This window comes from Streptococcus sp. HMSC034E03 (genome assembly GCF_001811505.1).
In the GTDB taxonomy this organism is placed as follows: Bacteria; Bacillota; Bacilli; order Lactobacillales; family Streptococcaceae; genus Streptococcus.
On record NZ_KV804997.1, the window covers coordinates 154,907 to 173,405 of the forward strand.

The 18,499-nt window shown below is 39.7% G+C and carries 21 protein-coding genes and 1 pseudogene; 6 read left to right on the forward strand and 16 right to left on the reverse strand.

The annotated features are described in order from the left end of the window. Positions 1 to 94 precede the first annotated feature (94 nt). The 7 genes from HMPREF2805_RS08775 to HMPREF2805_RS08805 all read right to left on the reverse strand — a co-directional run bounded on the left by HMPREF2805_RS08775 (position 95) and on the right by HMPREF2805_RS08805 (position 4,543). The gene (locus HMPREF2805_RS08775) at positions 95 to 1,252 is read right to left on the reverse strand and encodes an ABC transporter substrate-binding protein (protein WP_075232207.1); all 1,158 of its coding nucleotides are present in this window, start codon (positions 1,250 to 1,252) and stop codon (positions 95 to 97) included. Positions 1,253 to 1,338: 86 nt separating this feature from the next. After that, complete coding sequence (locus HMPREF2805_RS08780; protein WP_049549362.1) at positions 1,339 to 1,608, reverse strand: YlbG family protein; 270 nt, start codon at positions 1,606 to 1,608, stop codon at positions 1,339 to 1,341. Between the two features lie 75 nt (positions 1,609 to 1,683). After that, the gene (gene clpP / locus HMPREF2805_RS08785) at positions 1,684 to 2,274 is read right to left on the reverse strand and encodes an ATP-dependent Clp protease proteolytic subunit ClpP (RefSeq protein ID WP_075232208.1); all 591 of its coding nucleotides are present in this window, start codon (positions 2,272 to 2,274) and stop codon (positions 1,684 to 1,686) included. A 129-nt stretch (positions 2,275 to 2,403) separates the two neighbouring features. Beyond that, positions 2,404 to 2,757, reverse strand: a complete 354-nt coding sequence (locus tag HMPREF2805_RS08790; RefSeq protein ID WP_075232209.1) for a DNA topoisomerase I — start codon at positions 2,755 to 2,757, stop codon at positions 2,404 to 2,406. 24 nt (positions 2,758 to 2,781) lie between these two features. Continuing rightward, entirely contained in the window at positions 2,782 to 3,411 is a 630-nt protein-coding gene (gene upp, locus HMPREF2805_RS08795) for a uracil phosphoribosyltransferase (RefSeq protein WP_000517029.1), read from the reverse strand. 88 nt (positions 3,412 to 3,499) lie between these two features. Further along, positions 3,500 to 3,967, reverse strand: a complete 468-nt coding sequence (locus HMPREF2805_RS08800; protein ID WP_000136981.1) for a deoxycytidylate deaminase — start codon at positions 3,965 to 3,967, stop codon at positions 3,500 to 3,502. A gap of 18 nt (positions 3,968 to 3,985) precedes the next feature. Then, positions 3,986 to 4,543, reverse strand: coding sequence for a TetR/AcrR family transcriptional regulator (locus HMPREF2805_RS08805; protein WP_000840875.1), 558 nt, complete (start codon positions 4,541 to 4,543; stop codon positions 3,986 to 3,988). 124 nt (positions 4,544 to 4,667) lie between these two features. Between HMPREF2805_RS08805 and HMPREF2805_RS08810 the strand changes: the two genes are divergently transcribed. The 4 genes from HMPREF2805_RS08810 (at position 4,668) to HMPREF2805_RS08825 (ending at position 7,945) form a co-directional block, all read left to right on the forward strand. Then, the gene (locus tag HMPREF2805_RS08810) at positions 4,668 to 5,513 is read left to right on the forward strand and encodes a DegV family protein (protein ID WP_075232210.1); all 846 of its coding nucleotides are present in this window, start codon (positions 4,668 to 4,670) and stop codon (positions 5,511 to 5,513) included. A 227-nt stretch (positions 5,514 to 5,740) separates the two neighbouring features. Beyond that, positions 5,741 to 6,919: an aminoacetone oxidase gene (locus HMPREF2805_RS08815; RefSeq protein ID WP_075232211.1), complete on the forward strand. Its 1,179-nt coding sequence runs from the start codon at positions 5,741 to 5,743 to the stop codon at positions 6,917 to 6,919. Between the two features lie 38 nt (positions 6,920 to 6,957). Then, positions 6,958 to 7,479 (forward strand): DUF1697 domain-containing protein, encoded by a 522-nt coding sequence (locus HMPREF2805_RS08820; RefSeq protein WP_075232230.1) that lies wholly within the window; start codon positions 6,958 to 6,960, stop codon positions 7,477 to 7,479. A 10-nt stretch (positions 7,480 to 7,489) separates the two neighbouring features. Then, on the forward strand, positions 7,490 to 7,945 hold the full coding sequence (locus tag HMPREF2805_RS08825; RefSeq protein WP_075232212.1) for an 8-oxo-dGTP diphosphatase: 456 nt from the start codon (positions 7,490 to 7,492) through the stop codon (positions 7,943 to 7,945). Positions 7,946 to 7,977: 32 nt separating this feature from the next. On the opposite strand, the gene HMPREF2805_RS08830 is transcribed toward HMPREF2805_RS08825, so the two are convergent. Next, the gene (locus tag HMPREF2805_RS08830) at positions 7,978 to 8,718 is read right to left on the reverse strand and encodes a MerR family transcriptional regulator (RefSeq protein WP_075232213.1); all 741 of its coding nucleotides are present in this window, start codon (positions 8,716 to 8,718) and stop codon (positions 7,978 to 7,980) included. A 228-nt stretch (positions 8,719 to 8,946) separates the two neighbouring features. Between HMPREF2805_RS08830 and HMPREF2805_RS08835 the strand changes: the two genes are divergently transcribed. Next, positions 8,947 to 10,287, forward strand: a complete 1,341-nt coding sequence (locus tag HMPREF2805_RS08835; RefSeq protein WP_075232231.1) for a sodium-dependent transporter — start codon at positions 8,947 to 8,949, stop codon at positions 10,285 to 10,287. Between the two features lie 42 nt (positions 10,288 to 10,329). On the opposite strand, the gene manA is transcribed toward HMPREF2805_RS08835, so the two are convergent. The 3 genes and pseudogenes from manA to HMPREF2805_RS08845 form a co-directional block, all read right to left on the reverse strand. Continuing rightward, the gene (gene manA, locus HMPREF2805_RS08840) at positions 10,330 to 11,274 is read right to left on the reverse strand and encodes a mannose-6-phosphate isomerase, class I (protein WP_075232214.1); all 945 of its coding nucleotides are present in this window, start codon (positions 11,272 to 11,274) and stop codon (positions 10,330 to 10,332) included. A 120-nt stretch (positions 11,275 to 11,394) separates the two neighbouring features. Next, positions 11,395 to 11,550: pseudogene (locus HMPREF2805_RS10815) on the reverse strand (family 1 glycosylhydrolase); the annotation flags it as partial. 234 nt (positions 11,551 to 11,784) lie between these two features. Then, positions 11,785 to 12,045, reverse strand: a complete 261-nt coding sequence (locus HMPREF2805_RS08845) for a SemiSWEET family transporter (RefSeq protein WP_025170330.1) — start codon at positions 12,043 to 12,045, stop codon at positions 11,785 to 11,787. 322 nt (positions 12,046 to 12,367) lie between these two features. On the opposite strand from HMPREF2805_RS08845, the gene HMPREF2805_RS08850 reads away from it, so the two are divergent. Continuing rightward, a complete protein-coding gene (locus tag HMPREF2805_RS08850; protein WP_049503129.1) occupies positions 12,368 to 12,712 on the forward strand; it encodes a LapA family protein in 345 nt (114 codons plus the stop codon). Positions 12,713 to 12,889: 177 nt separating this feature from the next. On the opposite strand, the gene HMPREF2805_RS08855 is transcribed toward HMPREF2805_RS08850, so the two are convergent. The 5 genes from HMPREF2805_RS08855 to HMPREF2805_RS08875 form a co-directional block, all read right to left on the reverse strand. After that, on the reverse strand, positions 12,890 to 13,237 hold the full coding sequence (locus HMPREF2805_RS08855; protein WP_020901924.1) for a VOC family protein: 348 nt from the start codon (positions 13,235 to 13,237) through the stop codon (positions 12,890 to 12,892). Positions 13,238 to 13,347: 110 nt separating this feature from the next. Further along, complete coding sequence (gene spxB / locus HMPREF2805_RS08860; protein WP_049503130.1) at positions 13,348 to 15,123, reverse strand: pyruvate oxidase; 1,776 nt, start codon at positions 15,121 to 15,123, stop codon at positions 13,348 to 13,350. A gap of 217 nt (positions 15,124 to 15,340) precedes the next feature. Further along, positions 15,341 to 17,563, reverse strand: a complete 2,223-nt coding sequence (locus HMPREF2805_RS08865; protein ID WP_075232215.1) for a heavy metal translocating P-type ATPase — start codon at positions 17,561 to 17,563, stop codon at positions 15,341 to 15,343. Between the two features lie 9 nt (positions 17,564 to 17,572). Continuing rightward, on the reverse strand, positions 17,573 to 17,944 hold the full coding sequence (locus HMPREF2805_RS08870) for a cupredoxin domain-containing protein (protein WP_075232216.1): 372 nt from the start codon (positions 17,942 to 17,944) through the stop codon (positions 17,573 to 17,575). 10 nt (positions 17,945 to 17,954) lie between these two features. Then, the gene (locus tag HMPREF2805_RS08875; protein ID WP_075232217.1) at positions 17,955 to 18,350 is read right to left on the reverse strand and encodes a CopY/TcrY family copper transport repressor; all 396 of its coding nucleotides are present in this window, start codon (positions 18,348 to 18,350) and stop codon (positions 17,955 to 17,957) included. Between the last annotated feature and the right edge of the window lie 149 nt (positions 18,351 to 18,499).

The following is an 18,499-nucleotide window of genomic DNA, read 5'->3' on the forward strand; positions in this document are numbered from 1 at the left end:
ATATTTTTAGAATTTTATAAAAAAATAATCCTTTCATAAACACCGAAACAGGGAGTGAGTAGAAGCTCATTCCCCATTTACGATATCTACTAGATTAAGGTTTAACCGACTCAACTGACTCAACTTTACCATCTTTTAAGCCAATCATAAGTGCAGATTTAACCGGATTATGGTCTTTGTCAATAGACATTGTACCAGTAACACCTTCCAAGTCTTTCAACTTCGCAAGGTTGTCTTTCAATTCGACAGAGTTCTTAGCACCTTTAGATGCTTCCGAAATCATGTAAACTGAATCATATGCCAAGGCTGCAAACATTGAAGGTTCTTCGTTGTATTTCGCTTTATAAGCTTCTACGAATTTCTTGGCTTTATCAGTCATTTCACCTTCAGTAGAGAATCCAGTTACGTAGTAGATGTCTGTAGCTGCAGCAGGTGTTGCTTGTTCAACGAATTTAGCATCACTAAATCCATCACCACCGATGATTGGTTGTTTGATTCCCATACCACGTGCTTGGTTTACAATTTTACCAGTTTCAGTGTAGTACCCTGGAAGGACAATGGCATCGAAGTCTTTATCTTTGATTTTTGTAAGTGCGGCTTGGAAATCTGTATCCTTAGATTGGAACGTTTCTGTCGCTACAATTTCACCTTTATAAGATTTCTTGAAGGCTTCAGCAATCCCTTTAGCATAGTCAGATGAGTTATCGTAGTATAGAACGACTTTCTTCGCTTTCAAGTTATCAGTTGTGTATTTAGCAATGATTTGTCCTTGGAAGCTATCGATGAAGGTTGCACGGAAAAGGTAATCTTGACCTTTTGTCAAATCATCTTGAGTTGCTGATGGGGTTACCAATGGTACACCTGCTTTACCAGCATTGGCAACCGCTGCGGCAGTGGCACCTGAAGTTGCAGGTCCTACAAGAGCGTTCACTTTTGATTGGGTAACAAGGTTTGTTGTAACGGTAGCCGCTTCAGCTGTCTCAGATTTGTTATCTTTGTCTACAACTTCGATTTGTTTTCCATCGATACCACCAGCTGCGTTGATTTCATCAACGGCCAATTGAGCACCTTTTTGTTCAGCGCTACCGTAGGCTGCTACTTCACCAGTTTTTTCAAAATTAAAACCGATTTTTAGTTCTTTGTCGATTTCGTTACCAGCAGCGTTTGACGCTCCAGACTTCACTTCTCCGCAGGCTGCAAGAAGTGCTACACTTGCAAGCGCCACAAACGATAGGGCAAATTTTTTCTTCATCTTTTTGTCTCCTTATTTCTTAAATAAATAGCATGTTAAGAATATACCGAATTATCAGAAAATTGTCAACACATTTATCTAAAATTTTACATGATAACGTTTTCGTTATTTCTGTAGAGACTACCAACAAAGGGAGTTTCCAATTCTTGGATATGACATTGTCTCACTTTTTTGACAAATTTCTCTTTTCCTAAACGGCTAACCAGTTCTTCCACTTCTTCTGTTGGAACATAAAGTTGCAGATAACGGTGTTTTTTAGAGTGGTAACAAATATCACCATAATTATCGAGTTTTTTTGCATCACGATTATAGTATAGGTAGATAATCAGACCAGACCGATTCTCTTTTTGAAACATATTACAACTTCCTTCTAACAATCTTCTTACTATTATATCAAAAAAAGCAAACTCAGTCGAGTTTGCTTCAAAAGATTAATTCAAAGAATTATTAGCCATGATTTCATCAATGAAACCATATTCAAGTGTTTCTTGAGCGCTCATCCAGTAATCACGTTCAGCATCTGCATGGATTTGCTCAACTGATTTACCAGAATTATCTGCAAGAATTTGCTCCAAAGACTTACGAGTTTTAAGCAAGTGCTCAGCCGCAATAGCCATATCTGTCTGTTGCGTACCACCACCAGTACCACCCATCGGTTGGTGAATCATGTACTCTGCATTTGGAAGCATGAAGCGTTTGCCCTTAGCACCACTTGATGCGATAATAGTTCCCATTGAGGCAGCCATACCCATAACAATCGTTTGTACGTCTGCTTTGATGAAATTCATAGTATCTACAATTGCCAAACCAGCTGAAACTGATCCACCTGGTGTATTAACATAGAGGTAGATATCTTTAGTGCTGTCTTGAGCATCCAAGAAGAGCAACTGAGCAATAACTGAGTTTGCCATATTGTCTTCAACTGGACCTGTCAGCATGATGATGCGGTCTTTCAAAAGACGAGAGTAGATATCGTAGGAACGTTCCCCACGACTTGTTTGTTCAATTACTACAGGAATCATTGATTTCTCCTTTTAACTTTTATTTTTGTTAGTCACATGACTGAAGTTATGACTATTATAATACCTTGGTCAAAAAAGGTCAAATTTTTGATATATTTTCATATATACTTTTAAATTAAGTGATGAAAATTACTTTTTCCAATTAGAAGGAGAAAAACCTACATACTTAGTTCCCTTGTATTCTAAATGCTCCAATTTCCCAATAACATCCTGCTCATTTTTAGTCACAGTACATCGAAAGCGGATTTCTTTGCCACTTAATAAATCATCTATTTCTTGTTCAGAAAATTCATGATTACACCATTTATGTTTAAAACGAACTTTCTTCCCATTCCAAACACCAACGACATAATGGCCATTATTACTACGTTGCCATTCATCTGATTCATCTAGATAATCATCCATGGCTTCATTAACTAAATCATCGTAAGACTCGGCGATATTCTCTTCTACACCTAAAATCTCTTCCCAATCGATTCCCATGTCAAATTTCTCTATTCTTTATTCTTATTTAGTACCGAACAAGCGGTCTCCTGCGTCACCAAGACCTGGAACGATATAGCCATGTTCGTTCAAACGTTCATCCAAAGCTGCTGTAAAGATTTCTACATCTGGGTGAGCTTCTTGAAGAGCTTTTACACCTTCTGGAGCAGATACAAGGCAGACAAATTTGATGTTTGATGCTCCACGTTTTTTGAGGGAATCAACAGCCAAGATTGCAGAACCACCTGTTGCAAGCATAGGGTCAACCACAAAAATTTGACGTTGGTCGATATCTTCAGGTAATTTTACCAAGTATTCTACTGGTTGAAGAGTTTCTTCGTCACGGTACATACCAATATGTCCAACTTTGGCTGCTGGAACCAAGCTCAATAGCCCATCGACCATCCCGATACCTGCACGCAAGATTGGAACAATTGCCAATTTTTTACCAGCCAATTGTTTTTGGACTGTTTTTGTGATAGGTGTTTCGATTTCAACGTCTTCAAGCGGAAGATCACGAAGTACTTCATATCCCATCAACATAGCAATTTCATCTACTAACTCACGAAAAGCTTTTGTAGAAGTGTCTGTACGACGCAAGATTGACAATTTGTGTTGAATGAGTGGATGATTAATGACTTCAAGTTTTCCCATTTTCTGAATTCCTTCTTTCAATTTATTCTTCTTATTATATCAAAAAATGGTTTAAAAATCCTTCTAAACCATCTTTTTTTTTTAATTTTTAAATCAAGTTAGCTTCTTGAAGAGCTGCTTGTACTGTCTCAAGCGGTAAGTGGGTCAACTCAGTCCCTTTTTCACGATAGAGATACTGGGCGTAGTCGTCCATACGGTACTGGTTAATATAAACGACACGCTCACATCCTACCTGAAGCAATTGCTTGGTGCAGTTGAGACAAGGAAAATGAGTAACGTAAGCTGTAAATCCTTTTGGAACGCCACGCTCTGCCCCTTGTAAAATAGCATTAACCTCAGCATGAAGAGTGCGGACACAGTGGCCCTCAATCACCAAACAGTCATGGTCAATACAGTGCTCCGTTCCTGATACAGAGCCATTATAACCTGTTGAAATAACCTTATTATCCTTGACTAAAACAGCTCCTACCTTGGCGCGTTTACAGGTTGAACGATTGGCAATCAATAGGGCTTGAGCAGCAAAATACTCATCCCAAGCCAGTCTTTTTTCTGTCATAACTTCTCTCCTCCTGATCTATTTTTTGAAAAATGGTAGGCGTAAATCTGCGATTTTTTCAGCAGGAACCTTCATTCCATCCTTGATCCATTTAAGCAAAACTGATACGATGGCAGAACTCCAAAAAGAATGCAGGTAAGAGCTGACTCCTTTTGATTTTCCATAGTATTTTTCTAAAAACTCTTGCATGGCTTGCACAAAGATTTTTTCCAAGTGGTAGTCCAAGGCAAGCTGAATAACCTTAGCCTCTTTCTTGGCTTCTCTAAAGAGGCGAACCCAAACCAGATAGAGGTCCGTTTTAACATCGTAATGGCTCAATTGCTCCATAATGTTATGGACGCTTCGTTTAAAGACACTTTCTAAGATCTCTTCTTTGGAGTCATAGTTTCGATAAAAGGCTGCACGGGAAACACCAGCACGTTTGACCAACTCAGAAATGCTAATCTTTGTCAATTCCTTTTTCTCCAAGAGTTGCAAGAGAGCTGTTTCGATAGCTTCTCTGGTCAGTAAATTGGATTCTTGATTGGATTTTCTGAGATTTTCAAGTGAATTTTCAGAAATTCTTCGTTCGGCCATAACACTTCCTTTCTACTTGTGACGACAGAGCAATGAGACTTTTGTTTTAAGCACTTTCATGATATAATTGTAGAAAAAGACAGAACCTTTGTCAATGTATAAGTGATAAAGATGGAGAATTTCTATGACTTGGAAGATTGTAGCTGACTCTGGTTGTGATTATCGTCAATTACCTACTCCTGCGATTGACACTGAATTTGTAAGTGTTCCTTTAACTATCCAGATTGAAGATCAAGTCTTTATCGATGATGCTAGCCTTGATATTGACCAGATGATGGAAGCGATGTACGCTTGTCCACACGCTTCTAAATCAGCTTGTCCTAGTCCGGACGACTATATTCGTTCTTTCGAAGGTGCTAAAAATATTTTTGTAGTAACCATTACGGGGACTCTTTCTGGTAGTTATAATAGTGCACGTCTGGCAAAAAATATTTACCTAGAAGAACATCCTGACACCAACATCCATATCATTGATAGCCTATCTGCTGGTGGTCAAGTTGACCTTTTTGTTGAAAAAATCAACGAACTGATCGATCAAGGTCTATCATTCGAGGAAGTTGTGGAAGCTATCACTGCTTATCAAGTAAAAACCAAACTTCTTTTTGTTCTTGCTAAGGTGGATAATTTGGTTAAGAATGGTCGCTTGAGTAAACTGATCGGTACAGTTGTTGGGCTCCTCAATATTCGTATGGTTGGGGAAGCAAGTGAAACTGGAACCTTGGAACTCCTCCAAAAGGCTCGTGGTGCTAAAAAATCTCTTCAAGCTGCCTATGAAGAGTTAATCAAAGCTGGCTATGCTGGTGGACGTATCGTCATGGCTCACCGCAGTAATGATAAATTCTGCCAACAGCTCTCAGAGCTCTTACGTGAAAAATTTCCACAAGCTGAAATCAAGATTATCCCAACCTCTGGACTCTGCAGTTTTTATGCAGAAGAGGGTGGACTCCTCATGGGATATGAAATTGACTAATTTATATAAGACAGAGGTCGGGATTCAATGTCCCGACCTCAATTTTTATCAGCAATTATCTTTTCTACTGTAGCTGAGTAGACTTTTGTACTGACAATTTCATCTTGTCAATACATAAGTTTGAAGAAGCCACCGGTTTGATAAAGATTCACGGGACTAGGTACTATCATGCAAAACTTGATCTACCGATTTCTGTCCCTCCGTCTTTTTTATGGTACAATACTCTTATGAAACATTTTGATACTATTGTAATCGGGGGAGGCCCGGCTGGTATGATGGCTACGATTTCAAGTAGCTTTTATGGGCAGAAAACCCTTCTCATCGAAAAAAATCGAAAACTCGGAAAAAAATTAGCTGGTACTGGTGGTGGGCGCTGCAACGTGACCAACAATGGATCTCTAGATGACCTATTAGCTGGCATCCCTGGAAATGGCCGCTTTCTATACAGTGTCTTTTCCCAGTTTGACAACCATGATATCATCAACTTTTTTACTGAAAATGGCGTAAAACTCAAGGTCGAAGACCATGGCCGCGTCTTTCCAGCCAGTGACAAATCTCGGACCATAATTGAAGCTTTGGAAAAGAAAATTATTGAACTTGGTGGGCAAATTGCTACTCAAACAGAAATTGTTTCAGTTAAAAAGATAGACGACCAGTTTATCCTGAAATCACCAGACCAGACCTTTACTTGTGATAAACTCATCGTCACAACTGGTGGAAAATCCTATCCTTCTACTGGCTCTACTGGTTTTGGTCATGAGATTGCTCGCCATTTCAAACACACCATTACCGAGCTTGAGGCTGCTGAAAGTCCATTGTTGACTGATTTCCCGCATAAGGCCTTGCAGGGAATTTCCCTAGACGATGTGACCCTAAGCTATGGCAAGCATGTCATCACTCATGACCTGCTCTTTACCCACTTTGGTTTATCAGGTCCTGCTGCGCTACGCATGTCTAGCTTTGTCAAGGGTGGGGAAATTCTCTCTCTAGATGTCTTGCCACAACTTTCAGAAGGTGACTTAGTTGACTTTTTAGAAGAGAACCGTGAAAAATCCTTGAAAAATGCCTTAAAAGCTTTACTCCCTGAACGCTTGGCAGAATTTTTTGTCCAAGGATATCCTGAAAAAGTCAAACAACTAACTGAAAGAGAACGCGATCAACTTCTCCAGTCTATCAAGGCACTCAAAATCCCTGTGACAGGAAAAATGTCCTTGGCTAAATCCTTTGTTACCAAAGGAGGTGTTAGTCTCAAGGAAATCAATCCTAAAACGCTGGAAAGCAAACTGGTTCCTGGCCTTCACTTTGCAGGAGAGGTCCTAGATATCAACGCCCATACGGGTGGCTTTAACATCACTTCTGCCCTCTGCACTGGCTGGGTGGCAGGCTCAAACTTAATCTATAAATGATTTAGTATCTAAGGATGTTAGATAAGAAAGGAACTACTTTGGAACATATTATCTTACTAAGGGGAGTTACTCCTAATGGAAAAAATGCTATCCCTAAAATGTCTTATCTAGTAGATATCTTGATAGAGGCTGATTTTCAACAAGTTCGAACCTATATTCAAAGTGGGAATATCATTCTTGAAAGTAACTTATCTCTGGAAGAAATACGAGAACAGGTTCACACTCTAATAAAGGAAAAAATTGGTGCTGATTTAAAAATGGTAATCAAGAACAAAAATGATTTTGCAAAAATTGTCCAAGAAAACCCATTTGGAAAACACTATCTTTTTGACCGAATACATGTGATCCTTTTTCAAAATGATATCCAAAGTCTACCATTAGAAAAATTGGATAGTGACTATGGTGAAGAAGAGATTTGTATCGGCAACCATTGTCTTTACCTCTATCTCCCTAGAACTGCAAAACGAAAAAAACTTAATACCAACTATCTTGAAAAGCTGTTCGGCGTTGATCTGACCATGCGAAAGTTAAACGTGGTAGAAAAATTACTAACAAAATAGGAAAAATAATATGAGCAGAAGAGAATCAGTCGAATTTGTCAACATGTGCTTGATTAAAAATGGGGACAAGGTCCTAGTTCAAGACCGAGTTAGTCCTAACTGGCCTGGCATTACTTTTCCTGGTGGCCATGTTGAACGTGGCGAATCCTTTGTCGATGCTGTCATTCGCGAAGTGAAGGAAGAAACTGGTCTGACCATTTCTAAGCCTCAACTCTGTGGTATCAAAGATTGGTATGATGACGAGGACTATCGTTATGTTGTCCACTTTTACAAAACAGAACACTTTACTGGTGAGCTCCAATCTTCAGACGAAGGAAATGTCTGGTGGGAGGATTTTGAAAATCTACCTCATCTAAAATTAGCTACTGAGGATATGTCTGACATGCTTCGTGTTTTTCTAGAAGAGGACCTCAGTGAATTCTTTTACTATAAGGATGGAGAAGACTGGTCTTACCAACTCAAATAACAGTAAATCGGCAGAGGTCACTCCGCCGATTTTTATTTTGTCTGAGCTCTAACATAGTGAGCAATGACATCTGATGTGTACTGAGCTGTCCCTGGGCCAAATTTGTCAATATTTTCCTTAAACTCTGGATTATAGACATAGCCTTTTCCGATATGACCGAAGACTTCCATAGAGCAGTCAAATCCATAGGTACGAATAGCTTGCAAGAGCTTGGCTGCTTCCTCTTGGTTTTCAGATGCTGTTATCGGCAGACCAGATTGTAGATTTTGAGCCAAGGCTTGAAAAACTTGATTAAAGGCTGTTGTAGCTTCATCCTCTCGTCCTTTTTGACGCTCGAGAGCCTGGTCCATGACTTCTTGGCCATATTTCTCTACTGCCTCTTGGTGGTATTTTTGATTGTCTTGATAGCTAAATCCAGTGAATTTTTCTTCAATAGTCATATTTCTTTCTCCTTTTTGTTCTTGGATAGTTTTCTGTAAGGTTGAAATTAAGGTATCCAGATGTTGTCTTTCTCGAGTCAGGTAATCCAGCTGTCTCGTCAAATGTGGTAACAAGTTCATCTTCTCTTCATTCAATAGCTCTGCTATTTTTTCTAAAGAAAAACCTAGATACTTGTAATAAAGGATAACCTGAAGTCGTTCTAAATCTTCTTGACTGTAGGTTCGATAGCCGTTTTCTGACTTTAATGGAACCAAAAGTCCAATCTTGTCATAATGGTAGAGGGTCTTGACGGAGACACCTGAAAGTTGCGCAGCTTCTTTGATATGGTACATGATTTCCTCCTCACATAAATAGTATATACCCTCCCCTTTGAGGAGAGTCAAGTATTTTATCATATTTTTTATAAAAACATGAAAATCGCTTTCTTGACAGACTTGAAAAATCATGATAGGATAATCAAGTCTATCAATCAAAGAATAAGCTCAAAAGAGCAATTGAGAGAAGGCTATTTGACAACTCAAGTAGCCTTTTATTATTTAGAAATAGATTGGAGTTTAACAATGTCTGAAAAATCGCAATGGGGCTCAAAACTGGGCTTTATCCTTGCATCTGCAGGTTCTGCTATTGGTCTTGGGGCCGTTTGGAAGTTCCCTTATATGACCGCTGCCAATGGTGGGGGAGGTTTCTTACTGGTCTTTCTTATCTCGACAATTTTAATTGGTTTCCCTCTTCTACTGGCTGAGTTTGCCCTTGGTCGAAGCGCTGGCGTGTCAGCAATCAAAACCTTTGGCAAGCTTGGAAACAATCAAAAGTACAACTTTATTGGTTGGATTGGTGCCTTTGCTCTTTTCATCCTTCTCTCCTTTTATAGTGTCATTGGGGGTTGGATTCTGGTATACCTTGGTATCGAGATTGGAAGATTATTCCACCTAATCGGAAATGGAGATTATGCCCAGCAATTCTCTTCCATCATTTCTAATCCAGTTATTGCTTTAGGAGCTCAAGCAGCCTTTATCTTCTTGAACATTTTCATTGTTTCACACGGCGTTCAAAAAGGGATTGAAAGAGCATCTAAGGTTATGATGCCCCTACTTTTTATCATCTTTATTGTTATTATCGGGCGTTCTCTCAGTTTGCCAAATGCCATGGAAGGCGTCGTTTACTTCCTCAAACCTGAGTTTTCAAAACTAACAAGTGCTGGACTTCTCTATGCACTGGGTCAATCTTTCTTTGCCCTATCCCTTGGAGTTACAGCCATGCTGACCTACGCTTCCTACCTAGACAAGAAGACCAAGCTGGTCCAATCAGGAATGTCCATTGTAGCCTTGAACATCTCAGTTTCTATCATGGCGGGACTTGCGATTTTCCCTGCGATGTCAGCCTTTAATATCCAATCTGAAGGTGGACCAAGTCTCCTCTTTATTGTCTTGCCGCAACTCTTTGATAATATGCCTTTTGGTACTATTTTCTATATTCTCTTTCTCTTGCTTTTCCTCTTTGCGACGATAACTTCCTCAGTCGTTATGCTTGAGATCAATGTTGGAAATATCACCAACCAAAACAATCGTAAGCGTGCTAAGTGGAGTATGATTTTAGGGGTATTGACTTTTGTCTTTGGTATCCCTTCGGCCCTATCCTATGGTGTGATGGCTGATGTCCATATCTTTGGAAAGACCTTCTTTGACGCCATGGATTTCTTGGTTTCCAACCTCCTCATGCCTTTCGGTGCTCTCTGCTTGTCCCTTTTTACAGGCTATATTTTTAAGAAAACACTGGCAATGGAGGAACTTCATCTTGATGAAACACCTTGGAAACAAGGACTTTTCCAAGTCTGGCTTTTCCTTCTTCGTTTCATCATTCCAATTATCATTATCGTGGTCTTTATCGCCCAATTTATGTAAATACAAAAAAGGACTTGAGAATATCTCTCAAGTCTTTTCTTTTTATGGATGGCTTACAATCAATTCTAGACCTTGCCCTTCCAAGGTCCAAGCTTCAACATCACTTGGTAAGATAAAGTGACTACCTTTTTGAATTGGATAATCTTTTCCGTCTACAGTCAGTTTCCCTTGACCAGCCAAGACGCTGAACAAGCTGTAATCAGCTGTCTTCTCAAATTCAACTTTTCCTGTGATTTCCCACTTGTAAACAGCAAAGAAATCATTAGAAACAAGTATAGTTGAACGCAAATCATCTACTTTGACAGTCACAGGACGGCTGTTTGCAGGCTCACCAATATTCAATACATCGATTGATTTTTCGAGGTGAAGTTCACGCAAGTTTCCCTTGTCATCCTTGCGGTCAAAGTCATAGACACGGTAGGTGGTATCGCTAGACTGCTGGGTTTCAAGAATCAAGATACCTGCTCCGATAGCATGCATGGTGCCACTTGGCACATAGAAGAAATCTCCAGCCTTAATAGGCACTTTTGTCAGCAAGTCCTCCCAGTTTTTATCCTCGATTTGCTGACGGAGTTCTTCTTTTGACTTGGCATTGTGACCGTAAATAATCTCTGAACCTTCATCTGCTGCAATGATGTACCAACATTCTGTTTTTCCGAGTTCGCCTTCATGCTCTAGTCCATAGGCATCGTCTGGATGGACTTGGACGCTGAGCCAGTCGTTGGCATCGAGGATTTTGGTCAAAAGTGGAAATACAGGCTCTGGACGATTGCCAAACAATTCACGGTGCTCTGCATACAAAGTAGCTAGGTCTGTTCCTTCAAAGCGACCATTGGCAACTTTAGAGACTCCATTTGGATGGGCTGAGATGGCCCAGTATTCTCCGATTTTTTCACTTGGAATGTCGTAGCTAAACTCATCACGTAGCTTGGTTCCACCCCAGATTTTTTCTTGCATAACTGATTGTAAAAATAACGGTTCTGACATGTCAATCTCCTGTCTGATTTTTCTCCCCTCATTATAGCAAAAAAAGAGTTCGAATTGAACTCTTTTTCACATCTTATAAATTAGGGAGAAGATTTTATAAAAATAGTGAACAAATGTGCTCTACTCAATGCTTGCACCATTGCTGGCAATGACATCCTTGTACCAGTAGAAGGATTTCTTCTTGCTACGTTTGAGAGTCCCATTTCCTGCGTTATCTCGATCCACATAGATAAAGCCATAGCGCTTGTTCATTTCGCCTGTTCCAGCCGAAACCATCCGGAAAAGTCAGTTTTTCGGTCATAAGTCTACTCAACTTTCTTATTTGCTTGTTCATTTACTTATATTATAGCTCATTCTGAAACCTTTTCTTATAAAATACTGTGACATACTGATACTATTCTACTATTTAAGTTGATCAGATTGTTTTTTAAAAAATTATCCTCTCGAAAAAGCAAATAGCCTCCCCGGAAACAAAAAAAGAAGACTGAAAACTAGTCTCCTCTGTTCCTTTTAAATCAAAGCTGTGATAGCGGTTACTAGGCCAAAAATAATACCTGGTGCATTCGCTGCTGCAAGGGGGATATCTCTTTCTTTTTTGAAAAGACCGTAGTAGACCCATAGACTACAGTTGATCGCTGCAACCAAGGGCTCAATGAAATTTCCTTTTTGACCAGCCAGATTGTCCATGATTTGTGGGAAGTAAGACATATACATCATAACAGACATAAAGGTCGCTACCCAACCTAACATTTTCATTTGTTTTTCAGTTATTTTCAAAACCTATTTCATTTTTACTGAATCTTATTTTATAATCTTCTTTCAAAACAATCAAGACTTTGAAGCTTTTGTTATAAAGATGTAAACTATCACAATCTTGTGAGAAGAAAGAGGGAACAGAAAAAAGACTGGATTGCTCCGATCTGTTTAGTCAATCAAATATTAGAAAATGAATACTCCTTTTCAATGAATCGATTGATGGTAAATAAGCTGTTAGAAATTATTGACAGTATCGAAATTTTATAGTAAAATGAATTTTGTTAATACCTAAATGGTGTGTAATTTTCTATCAACATAGTCAGGAGAAAAGGAACTTATGCTAAAAAAATTTAATGAATTGTCACTGAAAGATAAGGCTTATCTAATTGGCGGTTTGATCTTATTAGTCATTGTGATCTCCTTTGGTCTGCTCAATCGTCAAACAGTAACTGTCAGTCTTGTCTTTACACAACTATCTGCTCCCTTGATTTTGGTGATTTTTACTTGTCTAGTAATCGGGATCATTGTTGGTAGTGCTATTGGTTTTAGCTATCACCATGGCAAGACTCAAGAGCTGAAAAGCCGCATTGCTGAAGCAGAAACGACTATCCATAAAAAAGACAAGGAGCTTCTCCAGTACAAGGAACAGGTGCAACAATTAAAACAGGAAGCCAAACAATAAGTGTAGAAATCATAACCACCCGTCAGCGGGTGGTTTTTTGTCTCGCACCTAATGGAACGAGACGGACTGAAAATCGCATAACAGAAAAAAAACCGGATTGCTCCGATCTTTCAATAGTTCATATTCTCACATTCTGTTTTAAGAATAGTTAAGGTTATCTTCAAATGACTAAGCCCCTTATTTCATACGATAAAAATCAAGCACTAGACCAGCAGGACCTTTAACTAATAAGGACTCTGTTCCCCAATCCGTTTCACAAGGACCGTGTAAAATCTCGACACCTCTCTCTTTTAAACGTTGGTAATTCTGCTCCAGATCCTCAATCTCAATGTGAAGAATGATACCTGACTGAAAATCTTCCAAAGGAATCAAATGATTTTGGGACAACATTAGACAATGACTGCCAATCGTGAACTGAGCAAAGCCTTGATCAACATAATCTGCCTGTTTATCCAAAATACGCTCCAAGTCAGCACAGACTTGAGGAATACTTGAAACGATGATATCTAATTGATTTAAATTCATTAACTATCCTCCAGAAAAAGACCGGATTGCTCCGATCTTTTTAAGTTTCACTCTATGAAAATCAAAGAATAAATTCTACAAATTTAAAATTTGATTTTCGACGAGAGAAATTATTTAATTGCGCGTGATTGCAATCCTTCTTCTTCCAAGAAGAGGCGGAATGGTACGAGTTCTTCTGCTTCGTATTTTTCCTTGAAGGCTTTGATTGCTTCTTCTGAGTGTTGTTTTGGATCCAACTCAAGTACTTCTACTGGAAGTGGACGATGTGGAGTGATGTGAGCATCGATCACAACTGTCTTACCTTCTTTGTTGAGTTTAACAGCTTCTGCAACAACTGCATCGATGTCTTCGATACGGTTCACAGTGAATCCTACAGCACCTTGCGCTTCAGCGATTTTCGCATAGTCAGCATTAGGGAAGTCACAACCAAACAAGTGTTTGTTTGTGTCCTCGTATTTGTCCTTGATGAAGGCATATTTACCATTTGAGAAGACAACGTTGATAACTGGAAGGTCGTATTGAACGTTTGTGATAACGTCTGGGTAGCACATGTTGAATGCACCGTCACCCATGATGTTCCATACTTGGCGATCTGGATTGTCTTTCTTAGCAGCGATACCACCAGGAAGGGCAATACCCATTGTCGCAAAGAGTGGAGATGTGCGCCACATGTTCTTAGGTGTCATGTGAAGGTGACGAGTAGATGTTTGAGTAGTGTCACCTACGTCGATTGAGTAGATAGCGTCTTGATCAGCATGTTTGTTGATTGCATTGTAGACTTGGTACAATTGCAATTCACCCTCAGTTTTACCTTCGAGTTTGTTCATGTAATCACGCCAGTTTTGGTTGTTCTTCACGTTTGCACGCCACCATGGAGTAGACTCAACTGGGTTTACTTTATCAAGGATAGCTTTAGCTGCTTGACCTGCATCACCAAGGATAGAAGCGTCAAGAGCGTGACGTTTACCAAGTTTGTAAGGGTCGATATCCACTTGGATGAATTTTTCAGTGTTTTTGAATGCTTCGTAAACTTCAGCAAATGGGAAGTTTGAACCAAGGAAAAGAACTGTGTCTGCTTCAAAGACCACTTCGTTGGCTGGCTTCCAACCAACACGGTAAGCAGAACCTGTCAAACCTTCGTAGTTCCATTCGAAAGCTTCAAAGTTTTTACCAGTTGTGATGATTGGTGCTTTGATTTTACGTGACAATTCAGTGATCACTTCACCAGCTTTAACACCACCGTAACCAGCGTAGATCACTGGGCGTTCAGCGTTGTTCAAAATTTCAACAGCTTTATCAATTTCAACTTCGTTCAAAGCAGGAGCGATGAATGAACGCTCGTATGAACCTGAACCGTAGTATGAGTTTTCGTCGATTTCTTGGAAACCAAAGTTTACTGGAATTTCAACGACAGCTGGACCTTTTTTAGAAACGGCAGCACGGCAAGCTTCGTCAATAACTTTTGGTAATTGCTCTGCGTAAGCTACACGTTTGTTGTAAACAGCGATACCGTTGTACATTGGGTTTTGGTTCAATTCTTGGAAGGCATCCATGTTCAATTCGTTAACTGGACGTGATCCAAGGATAGCAAGGAATGGAGTGTTATCCATAGCTGCATCGTAAACACCGTTGATCAAGTGAGTTGCACCAGGTCCACCTGAACCAACTGCAACACCGATAGATCCGCCAAATTTAGCTTGCATAACCGCTGCAAGAGCACCTGTTTCTTCGTGACGAACTTGCAAGAAACGGATATCTTTGTCTTCAGCCAAAGCGTCCATCAATGAGCTGAGTGTTCCTGATGGGATACCGTAGATAGTATCTACGCCCCATGTTTTCAATACGTTGAGCATTGCTGCAGATGCAGTAATTTTCCCTTGAGTCATAATGATAACTCTCCTTCAAAATAATTTCATATATTTACAAAAAACGCTTTTATATGTTATTTGAAAACGATTCAGTAAATTTACAATCCTAATTTATCACATTTGATTTTAGATTTCTAAGTATATGCTCAGAAACTTTCATTCTCTATTACAGTACAGTTTGGAAGCGTTTTGAAAATCTGTTTTAGAATAGAAAAAAGCGGTTAAGACCGCCTTTTTAATCGACTTTAGTAAAATTAAGCATGAGAGAGCTGATTAAAACAGATACTGAACTAAAGGCCATGGCCAATCCTGCAAGTTCTGGATTGAGTACCAAACCAAGACCAGAAAACACTCCTGCTGCAATCGGAATACCAATGAGGTTATAGATAGAAGCCCAGAAAAGATTGAGTAGAATACGATTAAAGGTCTTCTTACTCATATCAAAAGCACGTGCCAATCCTAGTAAATTGTTGGTTGTAAGGACAAGATCTGCTGATTCAATGGCAATATCTGTCCCAGAGCCCATGGCAATTCCGACATCCGCTACACTGAGGGCCGGCGCATCATTGATACCATCTCCAACAAAGGCCAATTTGCCATTCTTTTGAAGCTTGTGAATTTCATGTGCCTTTTCCTCTGGCAAGACATTTGCGATCACTTCTTCGATTCCAATTTGCTCTGCAATCGCATGGGCTACTCCAGCATTATCTCCAGTAAGCATAACCGTTCTAAGACCACGTTTTTTCAATTTAGCAATAGCTTCTCGAGCATTTTCCTTAGGGACATCCTGCAAGGCAATTAAGCCTTTTAACTGACCATCTACGGATAGGAAGACAACTGTTTTTGCTTCTTTCTCAAGCAAATCAAATCGTTCTTGATAATCATGTGGAATAGCAAGGTCAGCTAAGAGCTTAGCATTCCCAAGCAAGACTTGTTTACCATTAATAATCCCAGTCACACCTTTTCCATGCAAGGCTTGGAAGTTTTCCACTGGGTAAAGGCTAATTCCTAGTTCAGATGCACGATTAACAATAGCTTGAGCTAGCGGGTGTTGAGATACATCTTCCAGTGAAGCAGCCAAACTTAGCACTTCTCTTTCATCACCAATAACATCTGTCACTACTGGCTTCCCTTCGGTCAAGGTTCCTGTCTTATCAAAAACAACCGTTTGGACCTTTTGGATTTCCTGTAAAACTGTACCATTTTTGAGAAGAATCCCCATCTTGGCACTTCGTCCTGTTCCAACCATGAGTGCTGTCGGTGTCGCGAGTCCTAGTGCACAAGGACAGGCAATTATCAAAACAGCAACTCCGTAGAGAAGTGAAGTCACAAAGCTATCTCCAAGTAAAACAAACCAGACCCAAAAAGTAAGAAGTCCTAAAATGACAACTGCTGGTACAAAAATCCCTGAAATCTTGTCGGTCAAATCTTGAATAGGAGCACGACTCGTTTGAGCTTTCTTCACAAAGTCCACAATCTGAGCCAGCATAGTCTCAGAACCAACTTTTTCAGCTCTAAAGATGATCGTACCACTATTATTGATAGTTGACCCAATAACAGCATCTCCAACTGATTTATCGACTGGAATACTTTCCCCAGTCACCATTGATTCATCAATACTCGTTTCACCTTCTAACACAGTCCCATCAACGGCAATTTTTTCACCTGGTCGAACGCGAATGAGATCCCCAACTTTGACTTGTTCTAGAGGGATTTGAACATAAACATCATCACGCAAAACCTCTGCTGTCTTTGCTTGTAGGTCTAATAATTTTTCGACTGCCTGCGAAGTATTTTTTCGCATTTTTTCCTCAAAAACTGCTCCCAAAAGAATGAAGAAGAGGATAAATGCAGCACTTTCAAAGTAAACGGGCAGACCAGTGAAGAGGGCTACTAAGCTATAGAAATAGGCCACTAGGGTTCCCAGAGCAACCAAGGTATCCATGTTGGAATTGTGCTTTTTAAAACTAGCCCAGGCGCTTCTGATATATGGAACTCCAGCTACCAGCATAATGGGTGTTGTGGCTAAAAAGGTGCCCCAACGCATGACTTGGTGACTAATTCCTCCTGTAGACATCCCAATCATGAGAATCACAAGAGGCACAGTAAAGATACTAGTAATCCAAAAACGCTGTAAAAGACTGAGAGACTTTTTAGTTTTTTCAACAACGGTGTAGGTCCCCTTTTGCATCTTCATGCCGCATGAAAATTCATGCTCGCCCAAGTCTTGAGGCGTAAAGCGAATGACTTTTTCCTCGTCTTGAGCGATTGGTTCTAGGATTCCTTCTTCTTCGAAGAGAATCTCCTTATAGCAGTTTGATGGTGTCACACGGTGAAAGGTAATCTCAGCAGGAATCCCTTTTTGCAGTTGAATGTGGGCTGGATGGTAGCCTTTGTCTGCCGTGATACGGATTTTTTGAACACCATTTTCAAGACTTGCTTTTACAATTTCAGTCATATCATTCTCCTATTCTACAATCATCTTACCGTGCATCATATTCATGCCACAAGAGAAACCATACTCACCTGCTTCTTCAGGAGTGATTTCAACCACATATTGGTCTCCCATAGGCAGATTTGCATGCACTCCAAAGTCTGGAAAAACGATTTGGTCCAAGCAAGGTGAAGGATCTTTTCGATCGAAAATAATGCGAGCAGGTTGCGATTTTTTTAGAATAATAGTTCCTGGAGTATATCCCCCCATGACTTCCACTCGAATTTCTTGATAGCCATTCTTTTGTTGAGCTCTCTTACCGTCTTCTTGAGGTTTTTTGAAAAACCAAAAGAGGATAAAAGCAATCAATCCTAGAACAATAATAGATACAAATAGATTTAACATAGCGTCTCCTTTACATACAATTACATCTTACTTCTGTTACAGCACTTGCTTTTTTCTTTGAAATTACTTCTTCCAAGCCTTCCAAGTCAGCTAGGGTAAAGTCACATTCTTCAATCAAATCAGCTAGCAAGAGCTTTATTCTTCGAGAACAAAGCTTGTCTTTGATATCCTGAACCATTAAGCCCTTACTATCATCTAGCGTTAAAAGGGACGAATAGACAAAGGACTTGCCCTGTTTTTCCCGAGTCAAACATTCTTTCTCTACCAGACGGGCTAAGAGTGTCTGGATCGTGGATTTAGACCAGCTAAACCTTTTCTCTAATACTTTTATGAGATCAGTACTAGTCTGTTCTCCCTGCATCCAGATAATCTTCATGACCTGCCATTCTGCATCCGAAATCTGCATCAGCACACCTCCAAAATCTACATTTGTCAATTACAATTATCAGTATACTCTTAAAATCTACATTTGTCAATTATAAAATTCAAATCTTTCTCTTTTTTTATTCTTCATGACAAAAGTGATTAATACTCAATGAAAATCAAAGAGCAAAC

Bases quoted from the DNA above. Each gene is read 5' to 3' on its own strand.
- HMPREF2805_RS08775 (WP_075232207.1), bottom strand. From the start codon at position 1,252: ATGAAGAAAAAATTTGCCCTATCGTTTGTGGCGCTTGCAAGTGTAGCA.
- HMPREF2805_RS08780 (WP_049549362.1), bottom strand. From the start codon at position 1,608: ATGTTTCAAAAAGAGAATCGGTCTGGTCTGATTATCTACCTATACTAT.
- clpP (WP_075232208.1), bottom strand. From the start codon at position 2,274: ATGATTCCTGTAGTAATTGAACAAACAAGTCGTGGGGAACGTTCCTAC.
- HMPREF2805_RS08790 (WP_075232209.1), bottom strand. From the start codon at position 2,757: ATGGGAATCGATTGGGAAGAGATTTTAGGTGTAGAAGAGAATATCGCC.
- upp (WP_000517029.1), bottom strand. From the start codon at position 3,411: ATGGGAAAACTTGAAGTCATTAATCATCCACTCATTCAACACAAATTG.
- HMPREF2805_RS08800 (WP_000136981.1), bottom strand. From the start codon at position 3,967: ATGACAGAAAAAAGACTGGCTTGGGATGAGTATTTTGCTGCTCAAGCC.
- HMPREF2805_RS08805 (WP_000840875.1), bottom strand. From the start codon at position 4,543: ATGGCCGAACGAAGAATTTCTGAAAATTCACTTGAAAATCTCAGAAAA.
- HMPREF2805_RS08810 (WP_075232210.1), top strand. From the start codon at position 4,668: ATGACTTGGAAGATTGTAGCTGACTCTGGTTGTGATTATCGTCAATTA.
- HMPREF2805_RS08815 (WP_075232211.1), top strand. From the start codon at position 5,741: ATGAAACATTTTGATACTATTGTAATCGGGGGAGGCCCGGCTGGTATG.
- HMPREF2805_RS08825 (WP_075232212.1), top strand. From the start codon at position 7,490: ATGAGCAGAAGAGAATCAGTCGAATTTGTCAACATGTGCTTGATTAAA.
- HMPREF2805_RS08830 (WP_075232213.1), bottom strand. From the start codon at position 8,718: ATGTACCATATCAAAGAAGCTGCGCAACTTTCAGGTGTCTCCGTCAAG.
- HMPREF2805_RS08835 (WP_075232231.1), top strand. From the start codon at position 8,947: ATGTCTGAAAAATCGCAATGGGGCTCAAAACTGGGCTTTATCCTTGCA.
- manA (WP_075232214.1), bottom strand. From the start codon at position 11,274: ATGTCAGAACCGTTATTTTTACAATCAGTTATGCAAGAAAAAATCTGG.
- HMPREF2805_RS08850 (WP_049503129.1), top strand. From the start codon at position 12,368: ATGCTAAAAAAATTTAATGAATTGTCACTGAAAGATAAGGCTTATCTA.
- HMPREF2805_RS08855 (WP_020901924.1), bottom strand. From the start codon at position 13,237: ATGAATTTAAATCAATTAGATATCATCGTTTCAAGTATTCCTCAAGTC.
- spxB (WP_049503130.1), bottom strand. From the start codon at position 15,123: ATGACTCAAGGGAAAATTACTGCATCTGCAGCAATGCTCAACGTATTG.
- HMPREF2805_RS08865 (WP_075232215.1), bottom strand. From the start codon at position 17,563: ATGACTGAAATTGTAAAAGCAAGTCTTGAAAATGGTGTTCAAAAAATC.
- HMPREF2805_RS08870 (WP_075232216.1), bottom strand. From the start codon at position 17,944: ATGTTAAATCTATTTGTATCTATTATTGTTCTAGGATTGATTGCTTTT.
- HMPREF2805_RS08875 (WP_075232217.1), bottom strand. From the start codon at position 18,350: ATGCAGATTTCGGATGCAGAATGGCAGGTCATGAAGATTATCTGGATG.